This window comes from Psychroflexus lacisalsi (assembly GCF_020164495.1).
Lineage (GTDB): Bacteria > Bacteroidota > Bacteroidia > Flavobacteriales > Flavobacteriaceae > Psychroflexus > Psychroflexus lacisalsi.
Genome location: NZ_JAIQYZ010000005.1, coordinates 118,543 through 132,724, shown reverse-complemented (window position 1 = coordinate 132,724; position 14,182 = coordinate 118,543). Strand labels below are relative to the sequence as shown.

Sequence of the window (14,182 nt, the reverse complement as noted above, 5' to 3'; positions counted from 1 at the left end):
CATGAAAAAAGTTTTAATAACAGGGGCTGCAGGATTTTTGGGCTCTCACCTTTGCGATAAATTTATAAAGGAAGGCTTTAAAGTCATTGGAATGGATAACCTCATTACTGGTGACTTGAAAAACATTGAGCATCTGACGAAACTGGAGCATTTTGAGTTTTATCACCATGACGTCAGCAAATTTGTACATGTCCCAGATGATTTAGATTATATCCTTCATTTTGCCTCCCCTGCAAGTCCCATAGATTATTTGAAAATACCTATCCAGACCCTTAAAGTTGGATCTTTAGGAACACATAATTTACTAGGTTTAGCCAAAGCCAAAGGTGCCAGGCTTTTGATCGCCTCTACAAGTGAAGTTTATGGCGATCCTCAGGTTCATCCTCAAACCGAAGACTACTATGGTAATGTGAACACCATTGGACCCAGAGGAGTTTATGATGAAGCCAAACGCTTCCAGGAATCATTGACCATGGCTTATCATCGCTTCCATGGACTGGAAACCAGAATCGTTAGGATTTTCAATACTTACGGACCTAGAATGCGATTAAATGATGGGCGCGTCATCCCTGCTTTTATTGGTCAGGCTTTACGTGGAGAAGACTTAACTGTGTTTGGTGATGGTTCTCAAACCCGTTCGTTTTGTTATGTCGATGATCAGGTCGACGGTATTTATAAATTGTTGTTGAGCGACTACGCCGAACCGGTTAATATTGGAAATCCTTATGAAATTTCTATTTTAGACTTTGCCGAAGAAATCATCAAACTAACAGGTACAGATCAAAAGATCGTATTCAAACCACTTCCAAAAGACGATCCTATGCAACGTCAGCCAGATATTTCGAGAGCCAAATCTATTTTGGGGTGGGAACCAAAAGTCAATAGAGAAGAGGGGATGAAGCTGACTTATGATTATTTTAAGTCACTCACAAAGGAAGAATTACAAAGGAGTGAACATAAAGATTTTTCAGACCACAACAAGAAGTAGCCAATGGCTCAATCAGGACGATATTCTATTTATATAAGGCCTTTATCATATTTAATTGATTTAGTCATTCTTATCCTTTTCTCTTCTCAATTCGATTTTGATCTAGAGATGAGTCTTCTTTTCGATGTTTATATTACTGTATGCTGGATTATACTTTCCACCTACCTAGGGTTTTATGAGGTATACCGGTTTACAAAATTGATTAAAATAATTTCGTTAACCCTTTCCCAGGCTTTACTTTTTGCGCTTATAGTTTTTAGTTTTTTCGGAATATTTTACGAACTAATAAGAGAGCCTGGCAGAGTGCTTTTATACTTAAGCGAGTCTTTTGCCGTTATTTTTCTTTTTAAAATCTCATTACATTTTTTCCTAAAGAAGTACAGGAAAGATCTTGGAGGAAATTTTAGAAGAACTGTTATTTTAGGAAATTCACCTAAAAGTTTACAGTTAAGGTCTTTTTTTGATGATAATCCTGAATATGGGTATAATTGCATCAAGGAGTTTAAAATCAAGTCCAATACTAATATTGAAAATATATTTAAGTTCATTCTTCAAAATGAAATTGACGAAATTTATTGTTCGATGGCAGAGCTCAACAATGAACAGATCAACGCTATGATCAATTTTGCTGATAATAATTTGAAGGTTCTTAAATTTTTACCAGATAATAAAGATGTATTTACCAGAAAATTAAATTTTGAATATTACGGTTACCTACCTATTATATCTCTTAGGAAAATACCGACAGATTCCACTGTTAATAAGCTTTTAAAACGTACTCTGGATATCGTCTTAAGCCTTGGAGTTATCATCTTCATTCTATCCTGGTTAACGCCTTTAATAGCGATTTTGATCAAACTCGAAAGTAAAGGGGCGGTGTTTTTCAAGCAAAAGAGAAACGGACTGGATTACAACGAATTTTACTGTTATAAGTTTAGATCCATGAAACCTAATCCTGAGGCGGACTTGCATCAGGCCAACAAAAATGATCAGCGCATTACCAAAGTAGGTCGCTTATTACGTAAGACCAGTTTTGACGAATTGCCCCAATTTTACAACGTTCTGCTGGGAGACATGAGTGTGGTGGGCCCACGTCCCCACATGGTAAGTCATACGCATATGTATGCTGAAAATGTAGACAAATTTATGGTTAGACACTTTATTAAGCCTGGGATCACAGGTTTGGCTCAAGTAAGCGGTTACAGAGGAGAGGTAGAAACCGACCAAGATATCATCAATAGAGTGAAATACGATATTTTTTATTTAGAAAACTGGTCTTTATTGCTAGATATAAAAATCGTGATCCAAACGGTTTTGAATGCTATTAAAGGTGAGAAAAAAGCTTACTGATGAGATAATACTTGATTTTCAAAATTTTCAAATTGTTTTTCTAAATCAAATTCCCTAAAACTAATATTTAAAACTTTTTGTTTTGAAGGCAGCTTTACATCACCATTATTTATTTGTTCTATAACTCTTTGAAGTTCTTTATAATTCGCTTTTCGAATTGAAATCCCCAAGTTTAAATTAGAAACTAATTCAGCACCTTCACCATCAGAAAAATATATTATTGGCAATCCTAACTTAGAATATTCAAATATTTTAGAGGGCACAGATCCATATATTCTGTTTTTTAATGGGATAAGGGTAGCATCATAGTCTTGAAGTACACTGTGTAGTTTTTCTCTTTTTAAGCTACCATGATAAAAAATTTGACTTTTACTCTTACAAATTTTATCAATCTCAGACTCCTTCGGTCCGTTACCATAAATGTGAAACTCGGTGTCTTTAGGGAAATCTATTTCATTGCAAATAGACTCAATACCTTGGGCGAGTCCTAAAAGACCTGCATAAACTATTTTATAATTTTTATTATTCTTTTTCTTTACGGAAAGAGCTTCAAAATCGGGAAAGTTTCTATAAAGAAAAAGGATTTTGTTCTTAATTGAAATCGTATTGCTTACATGGTTAAGAATTTCATTTGATTGTCCTACAATTATATCTGAATTTTTATAGATATAAGTCTCTAGGGTTAATAAGATATTATAGTAAAATCCTTTATTTAAAATTCCCATTTCCAAACCTGCCAGTGGCCACAAGTCTGATACATTAAGTATAATCTTTCTACTTTTGATTCTGCAGCTCAAAACAGCGATGAAACCTACAATTAAAGGTGAACCTTGGATGATTACTTTTTTTGGAACGTTATTGAAGAGGATATATTGAAATAGCACAATAGCAAAACTTAATGAAGATAAAAGCCTTAAAAATTTATTAGAAGAATTACTAGCATAAATAAATAGTCTTTTAATCACTATATTTCCAATAAATTCTTTTTTACTAAATAGCCCTCTATAGTCGTCATAAACTCTTCCCTCAGGATAGTTTGGAAGAGGACAAATGACACTAACATCATAACTATTATCTGACAACTTTTTTGCTAAAGAATAGATTCTATTAGAGGCTGCACCCGATTCGGGAGGGAAATAATTACTTATGATGAGGATTTCTTTTTTCATTGAATTGGTTTAGCATGCAAATTTAAAATTATGTCTGATGTATAAGCTACTTTGACAATAGGCTTACACGCTTTTGAATCATAAATTTTATTTGTCGATAATACAAAAAATAAAAGCCTGTTAATTGAATACTAATTTTTATAAAAAAACTATATTGCCTCAACCAATATAGTCAATGAAATTCATAATTCCAGCCCTTTTTTATCTGTTTTTCAGCCTACAGTCTTTAGCTAGCAATCCAAAGATCGATAGCTTAAAAACAACATTATCCTACACTAAAGTGGACACTATTAGAGTCTCTATTTTAAATCAAATAGCTACAGAATTCATATACATAAGCTATGATAGTATTCTTCCATATTCTCAAAAAGCCTTTAATTTATCCGCTGAAATCAACTTCCCTAAAGGAAAAGGCTTAGCTCTAAAAAATCAATCTATTTATTATTTCTACGCGGGGAATCAAGTTGAAAGCATAAATAAAATTGAGAAAGCTGTTCAATTGTTTAAAGAAATAAAAGACGATTTAGAACTAGCAAAAGCCTACCAAAGCTATGGAGTGCTCTTAAAAAATCAAGGAGACAGCAAAAAAGCTTTAGAAAAGTTTAGTTTATCGATAAACTTTCATCAAAAAGCAGATAACCAACAAGGTGTAGTTGACAATTTAATAAACAAGGGGAATATTTTTCAGAACCAGGGAAAATATGAGCAAGCCTTGGAAGTTTTTAAGGAAGCCAAAACTATCAATGCTAAATTAGATGATTTGAAGTCTAAAGCTAGCATCCTTACAGGAGAAGGACTCATTTCCGAGAAAAAAGGGAATTTCGATGATGCTATTCAACAATATACTGAAAGCCTCGAGATTTTTAAGGAACTCAACGAGGAAAAGCTCATTTCAGGAATGTATAATAACCTGGCGAACATCTCACGAAAACAAGGCAATTATCTTGAGGCCATAACCTATTTTGAAAATGCGTTAGTTTCTGCTGAAAAAATGAATAATCCGCGTTTGCAAGCAATTATATTGAACAATCTTGCGAATACTTATCTTAATATCAATGATGATGACAAGGCGGCTTCGCTGTATAAAAAAGCAGTTTCCATCATTAAAGATCTGGATAAAACAACTTATGCTACTCTGTTACTTAACCTTTCTATAATTCAGACTAACCAAACAAAATACGAATCTGCTCTCCAGTCTTTAGATTCATCTTTAACTATATTCAGCAAACAAGGTAACCAATTTTATATGGTGAATAATCTCTTCAACATTGGATACAATTACCTGAAGTTGGAAGATTTCCCGGAAGCCAAACGCTTTTATGAGAAAGCCAGAACTATTGCTGAAAAAATCGATGACCAATATTCTAGTTTATCTATATACAACGGACTTGGGGAAATTTATTTGAAAGAAAACAAGCTGGATTCTGCCAGCTATTTCGCCAGGAAGGCCTATGCAATCTCCAAAGACATTAAAGCTTTAGCAGAAGAGTCTTCTACTACAGAATTGCTCTATAAGATTTTAAAATCCAGTGACAGGCCAAGTGAAGCCTTAGAATTTTTGGAAATTCATACTCAACTCAAAGACAGTTTATTCAATGACGAAAAAAGCAAAGAATTGGGTAAGCTTGAAGCAGAATTAGCATTTAAAAGTCTGAAAGAACAACTGGAGTTCGAAAAGCAAAATCAACAATTAGAGAATCAGGTAAAAGTAAACCAAAGAGAAAATTTCATCATCGGACTTGGTGTTTCATTATTTGGATTGATCCTAGTCATATTTCTTTTACTCAAAATCAGAAAAAATAAGACCAGAGCAAATCTGCTTCTTAGTCAAAAGAACAAAGAAATTGAAACCAAAAACATCAAATTAAACGAATCCAATCTTCAGAAGAATAAATTATTTTCGATCATTTCGCATGATTTAAGGAGTCCAGTAAACAGTCTGAGTCAGATTTTTGAAATGTATCTGTCAGATCAGATTTCAGAAAAAGAATTCAAAGACTGGTTGCCGGAAATCAATAAAAATTTGACCTCAACGCGTCTTCTAATTGATAATCTTCTCAAATGGGCGAGCGAATCTTTGAATGAATCTCAAGTGCAAAAAACTGAGATTGATTTATACCAGGAAGTTGAAATTATGAAAGACTTTTTTAGCACACCTTTAAAAAAGAAAGGATTAGTTTTTAATAATAAAATCTCAAAAGATTTTCAAATCTACATGGATTCTAATGCTTTAAAATTGGTGACTCGTAATCTGATTTCAAATGCTATAAAGTTTTGTAATTCTGGAGATGAAATTTCAATTTCAACCACAAGACAGGATGGGTATGACAGAGTTTGTATTCAAGACTCTGGAGTAGGAATGTCAAAGGATATAGCCAGAAGGCTTTTCAACAACTCCTCCATTATTTCTTCAGTAGGCACACAAAAGGAAGAAGGCAATGGTGTAGGGACTGTTCTTTGTCGAACTTTTATTGAAGAAAATGGCGGAACCATTTGGGTGGATTATTCAGAAGAAAATTTTGGGACGCGCATTTGCTTTGAAGTTCCAAAAAGAGCATAATCAAAAAGCTTTTAGCATTTATTTATCAGCCCTGGCTAAGTTTCAAGGATAACTATTCTTAAATTTGAGAAAACCCTAACCTATGCACCAATTTACGGCGACTTATACAGACCTGTATCAAATCAATATGGCACAGGTCTATTTCCAGCAGGGGAAACATAAACACACTGCAGTATTTGATTATTTTTTCAGGAAACTCCCATTTGAAGGAGGCTACGCTGTTTTTGCAGGTTTGGAGACACTCTTGGAAATTCTTGAAAATTTTCAGTTCTCAAAAGAGGATTTGGAGTTTTTAAAAAATCAGGGTTTAGACTCAGAATTCCTGGACTATCTAAAAGACTTCAAATTCAAAGGAAATCTTTTAAGTGTAAAAGAAGGAGATATTGTCTTCCCTACAAGACCGGTATTACAGGTCGAAGCCAATATGGTAGAAGCTCAACTTGTAGAAACCATTTTACTCAACCTGCTCAATTTTCAAACCCTTATTGCGACCAAAGCCAGCCGTATTAGAAAATCTGCAGGGGGGGATATTCTTATTGACTTTGGTATGCGACGTGCTCAAAGTACAGGAGCTTATCACGCCAGCAGAGCAGCCTTTATTGGTGGTTTTGAAGCTACCAGTAATGTGGTCGCTGGTAAGGATTTCAATATTCCCATTTCGGGAACGATGGCACATTCCTTCGTTCAAAGTTATGATGAAGAGTTAACGGCTTTTCGTGATTTTGCCCAATGTCATCCTGATAACACAATTCTTCTCATCGATACTTACGATACGCTCAAAAGTGGTTTGCCTAATGCTATTACTGTAGGAAAAGAAATGAAATCTCGTGGTGAGGAATTGAAAGGCATCCGCCTGGATAGCGGTGACTTATCTTACCTGGCTAAAAAATGTAGGAAAGCTCTGGATGAAGCGGGTTTACAGGACGTTAAAATTGCAGCTTCAAACCAGTTGGATGAATATGTCATTAGGAGCTTGAAAGAGCAAAAAGGACCGATCGATGTCTTTGGTGTAGGAACCAACTTAGTCATTGGCGATCCCGATGCGGCACTGGATGGTGTTTACAAACTGGCATTTGCCAATGGGAAACCTCGTATAAAGCTTTCAGAAAATCTCGCCAAACTTACGATGCCTCACAAAAAGCAAGTCTACAGGATTCGAAATACCAAAGGAGAACTCGCAGGAGCCGATGCCGTGACCTTAAGAGATGAAACAGAAGTTCGCCATATAAATCATCCTTTTGAACCTTCCAAAACACTTTCCTTTACAGACTGCTCAGCAGAGCCATTGCTTTCATCGGTGATGAAAAATGGCAAGAGAACTTATCCGCCAAAATCTCTGGAGGAGATCAAAGCCTTTTCGAGAAAGCGCCTGTCAGAATTTTCAGAAGAATTTCAACGTTTTGAAAATCCACATATCTATAAAATTGGAATTTCAGATCGACTTTTAGAAGAACGAGATCAATTGAAAAATCATTATAAAAATAAAAACTCATGAAAATCTTACTCATCGTAGACGCGCAACTCGATTTTATGCCCGGTGGAGGATTGGCGGTAGAACACGGCGACCAGATTGTGTCTCACATCAATCTCATTCAACCTCAGTATGACCTCGTCTTGGCAACTCAGGACTGGCATCCAGAACATCACATGAGTTTTGCTTCCAATCATGAGGGTCGAAAACCTTTCGAAAAGAAGGAAATCGATGGTTATGACCAGACGCTATGGCCAGAGCACTGTGTCCAGAGTACAAAAGGCGCTGAGTTCCATCCCAACATGAGAACCAATTGCATCGAGGCTATTTTCAGAAAAGGAACCGATTCCAAAATCGATAGCTACAGTGCTTTTTACGATAATCATCACAAAAAATCAACTGGTCTGTCTGGCTATCTTAAAGAAAAAGGTTGTGAAACCTTAGATGTTTGCGGACTTGCCGGAGATATTTGCGTGTATTTCACCATCAAAGATGCGCTGAAGGAAGGCTTCAAAGTCAGGTTAATAGAACAGGCGACCAAAGCTTTGGATCAGGATAAATTCAAACAACAACAAGAAGAATTGAAAGCGAAGGGAGTGGAAATTATTTAGTTCTTTCTGAATTTGCCTCTGCTAGTTTAGATGCTTTACGATATCCAACTTAGATGTTGCTGTTCACTTCATCCAGCGCCTAAAGTGTAAAGTTTCAACTGAAGTCGGCGTGGAAAATATTTTAAATTTCACATCTAAAACTTGTAATCTCAAATTTGTTATTTCAATTTTCGACTCACGACTCACGACTCACGACTCACGACTCACGACTCACGACTCACGACTCACGACTCACGACTCACGACTCACGACTCACGACTTCTGTAACTTCTTAATCATCTTTTGAATGCGATCACTCAGTTTTTCAGAAGACAATTTTTCTCTTAATCGGTCAGTGATGATAGGAAAAGAAAACGGAGTTGGTTTTTTACATGTTTTCCAGACGATATCCTGAGTGGCAATGCGTTCCAAAGCTTTTTGCAATCGCCCTTGTTCCAGTGAATGTTCAAACGTTTCCGTAAACGCCTGTTGGTACAAAGGATTATCAGGATCAAAATCTTTGAATACATCAAAAATCAGCTGCGAACTGGATTGTAAATGCTTGTTTTTGATCAGCTTGTTAGGATAGCCAGTAAAGACCAAACCAGCAATAACCGAAATATCTCTAAATTTTCGTCTGGCCATTTCCGTCGCGTTAAGACTTTTGGATAAATCGTCCAGCAAATAATCGGCTGTAAATAAATCATTATCCAAAACAGATTGCATATCTACTGGCTGATCAGAAAGCAATTCAAACCCATAATCGTTGAAGGCCAGCGAAAATGAGATCGGTGACAGCAAACTGATGCGATAGGCTAGTAAACTTCCCATGGCTTCGTGGACAAAACGTCCCTCAAATGGATAAAATATATGATGATAGCCATCCCAGGTCTTAAAGGTTTCTATCAAAAACTGATGCGGTCTGGGGACGATGGATTCCAGATTTTGCCGTTCAAAAATCGGTTCAAGAGCCACCAGTTCCGGACTTTTATCTTCAGCATCCTGGTTATAGAGTTCTTCCCGAAGCAGTTCACTCATTTGTGAGGTCAACGTCAATCTCCCTCCCATCCAGCTGGGAACTTTGGAGGTTTTAGATTTGGATTTTCTCACCAATACTTGCATCTGCTTGATGCGAATCAATTCCAAATTTCGGCCAGCAAAAGTAAATACATCTCCAGGCTTCAGTTTTGAAATGAACCATTCTTCAACAGATCCTATAAAGCCGCCTGTCATGTATTTCACCGTCAAGACCGCATCACTTACAATCGTTCCAATTTGTAAGCGATGCCTCATCGCAATCCCTTTTCGGTTGACTTTAAATAAACCATCTTCTTCAATTTCCACTTTGCGGTATTCATCATAAGTTTGCAGTGCTTCTCCACCTTTAGTGATAAAACTTAAGGCCCAGTCCCACTGTTCTTCAGTAATGGTTTGAAAACAAAAGGTAGATTGGATTTCAGGAAAAATATTTTTAGGGTAAAATCCGTCAGATACCGCCAATGTCGTTAAATACTGCACCAAGACATCAAAACTGTTGAGATAAGGCAAACGATCTTCCACCGTTTTTGACTTAACGGCTTTTTGCAGAGCAGAAGCCTCAATCAATTCAATGGCATGGGTGGGAAGAAAATAAATGACACTGGTTTTACCAGGTTGATGACCACTCCTGCCGGCCCGTTGTAAAAATCGGGCAACACCTTTAGGTCCGCCAATTTGAATAATAGTTTCCACAGGCGCAAAATCAACACCCAGGTCCAAGCTGGAAGTACACACCACTGCTTTGAGGCTTTCATTTCGGATAGCACTCTCCACCCAAAGTCGGGTTTCTTTATTGATGCTCCCGTGATGCATCGCCAGTTCTCCAGCAAATTCAGGATGTTTTTCTAAAATCTTCTGAAACCAGATTTCACATTGTGACCGTGTGTTGGTAAACAGCAAAGTGGTTTTTGAGGCTTTGATGATGGGGACCACTTCTTCCAGAAGATGTAAACCCAGGTGCCCACGCCACGGGAATTTATCCATAGTTTCAGGAATTATGCTTTGGACGTGTATATTTTTCTCAAGATCCGCTTTGATTAAAATGGAATTTTTGAGCATCTTAGGATCTACGCCCAGCAATACATCTCTTGCTTGTTCCAGATTGCCAATGGTGGCTGATATTCCCCAGACTCTCAACTTTGGATTGATGGTTTTGAAACGGGATAATGCCAGTTCCATTTGTACACCGCGCTTGGTGCCCAACAACTCATGCCACTCATCGACGACAATAGCCTGGCAATCCTTAAATGTTTTGGGGTAATCTTTGGATGCCAGAAGTAACTGTAGGCTTTCCGGAGTGGTAATAAGCAAGTCTGGCATTTTGCGCTTTTGCTTTGCCCGTTCTTTCTGAGGGGTATCTCCAGTCCTAATACCTACACTAAGATCCAAATTAAGATCAACAATAAGTTGCTCTGCAGCTTGTTGTATTTCAATAGAAAGCGCTCGTAATGGGGTGATCCAAACCGCCTTCAGGGTGGAAGCTTTTCTTTTTTTTTGAGCCTTGAGTTTCAAAATTTCCAGGAAAATTGGAATCCAAAGCGCATAAGTTTTTCCGCTACCCGTCGGTGCATTCAATAGACCGTGTTTTCCTTTTGCAAAGGCGTGCCAGGTTTCAGTTTGAAATTCAAATGGTGTCCAGCCTTTGGACGCAAACCAATCGGTAAATAAGGATATATCGGGAGATTTTGGCATATACAAACATAAGTATTGTTGCCTTTAAAGTTGTCAATCCTTTTCTATCTGTCTATTTTTTAACCATGATGCTATTTTGAAACATTAAGTTTGTCTAAATATTGAAATTGTTTGATCTAAATATATCTAATTTTGAAACTGAAATTATAATTATTTCCTATTAACAATACATAATAACATCATGAAGAACATTTTATTAGTCTTTAGTTTATTTATTACTCAGTCATATATAGCTCAAAGCCATCCAGAGCGCTTGGTAGATTTTGAATTATATGAACTCAATGGTGAAACCTTTAGTAAGGAAAATATCAAAGAAAACAGTTTTAATTATTTCATATATTACAATCCGACTTGCGGGCACTGTGTAGATACTTTTAAGGTCTTGAATCTTAAATCGGATCAGATCAAAAAAGCAGACGTTCAGATTTATACAATTTCAGCAAATACAGAGCAACTTACCCAGTCTTTTTTCGAACAACACGCTCCCAAACTTCAAAACCTAGTTAATGTTGAGATCCTAAGAGATGAAGATTACAAATTTGCAGATGCTTTTAATGTCGGTCCATTTCCAACTGCTTTTTTATATAACAAGGATAATAAATTGATAAAAGTCTACGAAGGGACTTCAGAAGTCGTTCTTTTTTTGAATGAAATAAAATAACGCTTTCCTTTACACTTATTATAACATTCTATCAAAATTAGCTATTGTTAAAATTAAGTGCTTTAATTTTGACACTTGTTGAAAATGTAATTAAACCGACATGATTAAAATGGTTCTTAAAAATAAATTTTAATCAACTGAGTGACACTTACCCCTTACCCCCGACTAATAGGTGTGAGCATTTAAAAATGATAAAAATAAGCACATGAAAGGAGTATTATTAGTTAATCTAGGTTCGCCTAAATCAACAGATCCCAAAGATGTAAAAACCTATTTGGGTGAGTTTTTGATGGACGAGCGTGTTATTGATTTACCGAAGTTTTTCAGAACAATTCTTGTAAAAGGAATTGTATTAAATACAAGACCCAAAAAATCTGCAGAAGCTTATTCAAAAATTTGGTGGGATGAAGGTTCTCCACTTATTGTGTTATCAAAGCGTTTACAGAAGGGAATTGATAAGCAAACAACAGTTCCTATCTCGTTGGCCATGCGCTACGGTCAACCAAATATTAAATCTGGCCTCCAGGAGCTTCATGACAAAGGCGTAGATGAGGTATTGTTAGTCCCTTTGTATCCTCAGTTTGCTATGGCAACCACAGAAACGATTCTTGTATTGGCTGAGGAGCTGAGACGCGAACATTTCCCTGAAATGTCGTTTACCACACTACCTCCTTTTTACAATCATCCGGACTATGTGACTGTTTTATCAAGAAGTATTGGAGAAAAGCTAGATGAGTTTGATTATGATCATTTGTTGTTTAGTTATCATGGAGTCCCTGAACGTCATATCAGAAAAAGCGATATCACCAATTCGCATTGTAAAGTAGATGGGTCATGCTGCCAAACGCCTTCCAAAGCACATCAATTTTGTTACAGACACCAGTGTTTTGAAACCACCCGTGGCGTGGCGAAAACTTTAGGCTTAAAAGAGGGAACCTACAGTACGAGCTTTCAATCCCGTTTAGGATTTGACCCTTGGTTGAAGCCGTACACAGACAGAACCGTTGAAAAGTTAGGTCTAGAAGGCACTAAAAAGTTGGCGGTAGTATCCCCAGCTTTTGTTTCAGATTGTTTAGAAACTTTGGAAGAAATCAATATGGAAGCTCGAGAGATTTTTGAAGAATCTGGCGGTGATGATTTTATGTTTATTCCTTGTCTCAACGATAGAGAAGATTGGATAAAAACCATGAGTCGCTGGATTGATGAATGGGCGCATCAAAATGAAAAGGTTAACGCATAGTAAATGGCTAGAGCTAACTCTGAAGAATTAGGAAACAAGGCTATAGGTCCGCTGCTTATTAAACAAGCCGTTCCTGCATCTATTGGAATTTTAGTTATGTCCATCAATATTTTGGTGGACACAATTTTTGTAGGCAATTGGATCGGTTCTATTGGCATAGCGGCGATCAATGTCGTGCTTCCTGTTTCTTTCTTCATAGCAGCTCTGGGAATGGCTATTGGAATAGGAGGGTCTTCAATTATTTCTCGGGCTTTAGGGGCCAATAATGACAAGAAAGCGCTCAAAACTTTCGGTAATCAAATTACTATTACTTTACTGGTGACTGTCACTATGGTCATTTTCGGACTTTCATTCGTGGATGATTTAATTCCTACGTTTGGGGGGAAAGGTGATATTTTCGATCCTGCTAAAATTTATTATAAGATAGTCCTGTACGGAGTGCCAGTGCTTGGGGTGGCTATGATGGGCAATAGCGTTATACGCGCTGAGGGTAAACCCAAATTTGCTATGGTGGCCATGATTATTCCTTCTGTTGGCAATCTTATTATGGATTATATTTTCATTAATATAATGGATTTGGGAATGCATGGCGCTGCCTGGGCATCTACTGGTTCATACATTTTATGTTTAGGATACATCGTCTGGTTTTTCTTGTCAAAACATTCTGAATTGAAAATTAGATTTTCAGATTTTGGAATTGATTTTACGATTCTGAAAGAAATCGGAGCGCTTGGTTTTGTTACACTTTCCAGACAAGCTGTGGTAAGTGTGACGTATTTACTATTGAATAATATTTTATTTGAATTGGGGGGAGAATCTTCTGTTGCTGTTTACGGCATCGTTGGGCGTATGCTTATGTTCGCCTTATTCCCTGTTTTAGGAGTAACTCAAGGATTTTTACCAATTTCTGGTTACAACTATGGAGCAAATCAATATTCACGTGTGCGTGAAAGTATCAATAAAGCTATTCTTTATGCTTCGGTGATGGCCATTTTAGTCTTTGCTATTATTATGATCTTCCCTGGAGAAATAGCTTCTGTTTTTACCCAAGATCAAAAAGTTGTAAACGATACAACCAGTGCTATGCGATGGGTGTTTGCTGCTATTCCAATCATTTCAATTCAATTGATAGGGAGTGCTTATTTTCAAGCCATTGGCAAAGCAGTACCTGCGTTACTTCTTACTTTATCAAGACAGGGTTTTATATTTATTCCTTTGATTTTGATTTTGCCAAATTATTACGGAGAATTTGGGGTTTGGATTTCATTCCCATTAGCAGATTTAATATCCACTATTATAACCGGCTTGTTCCTTAGACGAGAAGTAAAATCGACCCTGATTGTTGAAGATGAAGCACAAGTGAAAACTTCTTAGAGTTAGATTCTGAGTTGATTTATTAAGTATAAGTCCGAGTTTTTGAATC

At 36.8% G+C, this 14,182-nt stretch carries 10 protein-coding genes; 8 read left to right on the top strand and 2 right to left on the bottom strand.

The features are described 5' to 3' along the window. Nucleotide 1 precedes the first annotated feature (1 nt). Complete coding sequence (locus LB449_RS12225; RefSeq protein WP_224455381.1) at nucleotides 2-988, top strand: UDP-glucuronic acid decarboxylase family protein; 987 nt, start codon at nucleotides 2-4, stop codon at nucleotides 986-988. A 3-nt stretch (nucleotides 989-991) separates the two neighbouring features. After that, the gene (locus LB449_RS12220; RefSeq protein WP_224455380.1) at nucleotides 992-2,338 is read left to right on the top strand and encodes an undecaprenyl-phosphate glucose phosphotransferase; all 1,347 of its coding nucleotides are present in this window, start codon (nucleotides 992-994) and stop codon (nucleotides 2,336-2,338) included. Here LB449_RS12220 and LB449_RS12215 read toward each other — a convergent pair. Next, a complete protein-coding gene (locus tag LB449_RS12215; protein WP_003443718.1) occupies nucleotides 2,332-3,507 on the bottom strand; it encodes a glycosyltransferase family 4 protein in 1,176 nt (391 codons plus the stop codon). The two genes, LB449_RS12220 and LB449_RS12215, sit on opposite strands and share 7 nt — an antisense overlap. Before the next feature lie 175 nt (nucleotides 3,508-3,682). Here LB449_RS12215 and LB449_RS12210 point away from each other — a divergent pair, with 175 nt between their 5' ends. From LB449_RS12210 to pncA, 3 genes are all read left to right on the top strand, one after another. After that, nucleotides 3,683-6,067 (top strand): tetratricopeptide repeat-containing sensor histidine kinase, encoded by a 2,385-nt coding sequence (locus LB449_RS12210; RefSeq protein ID WP_224455379.1) that lies wholly within the window; start codon nucleotides 3,683-3,685, stop codon nucleotides 6,065-6,067. A gap of 82 nt (nucleotides 6,068-6,149) precedes the next feature. Beyond that, entirely contained in the window at nucleotides 6,150-7,562 is a 1,413-nt protein-coding gene (locus LB449_RS12205) for a nicotinate phosphoribosyltransferase (RefSeq protein WP_224455378.1), read from the top strand. Next, complete coding sequence (gene pncA / locus LB449_RS12200; RefSeq protein WP_224455377.1) at nucleotides 7,559-8,149, top strand: bifunctional nicotinamidase/pyrazinamidase; 591 nt, start codon at nucleotides 7,559-7,561, stop codon at nucleotides 8,147-8,149. Before LB449_RS12205 ends, pncA begins: the two co-directional genes overlap by 4 nt. Nucleotides 8,150-8,401: 252 nt before the next feature. On the opposite strand, the gene LB449_RS12195 is transcribed toward pncA, so the two are convergent. Next, nucleotides 8,402-10,858 (bottom strand): ligase-associated DNA damage response DEXH box helicase, encoded by a 2,457-nt coding sequence (locus tag LB449_RS12195; protein WP_224455376.1) that lies wholly within the window; start codon nucleotides 10,856-10,858, stop codon nucleotides 8,402-8,404. 181 nt (nucleotides 10,859-11,039) lie between these two features. On the opposite strand from LB449_RS12195, the gene LB449_RS12190 reads away from it, so the two are divergent. The 3 genes from LB449_RS12190 to LB449_RS12180 all read left to right on the top strand — a co-directional run bounded on the left by LB449_RS12190 (nucleotide 11,040) and on the right by LB449_RS12180 (nucleotide 14,133). Then, nucleotides 11,040-11,519, top strand: a complete 480-nt coding sequence (locus tag LB449_RS12190; RefSeq protein ID WP_224455375.1) for a peroxiredoxin family protein — start codon at nucleotides 11,040-11,042, stop codon at nucleotides 11,517-11,519. A gap of 205 nt (nucleotides 11,520-11,724) precedes the next feature. Further along, a complete protein-coding gene (hemH, locus tag LB449_RS12185; RefSeq protein ID WP_224455374.1) occupies nucleotides 11,725-12,759 on the top strand; it encodes a ferrochelatase in 1,035 nt (344 codons plus the stop codon). Between the two features lie 3 nt (nucleotides 12,760-12,762). Then, the gene (locus LB449_RS12180) at nucleotides 12,763-14,133 is read left to right on the top strand and encodes an MATE family efflux transporter (protein WP_224455373.1); all 1,371 of its coding nucleotides are present in this window, start codon (nucleotides 12,763-12,765) and stop codon (nucleotides 14,131-14,133) included. The last annotated feature ends 49 nt before the right edge of the window (nucleotides 14,134-14,182 follow it).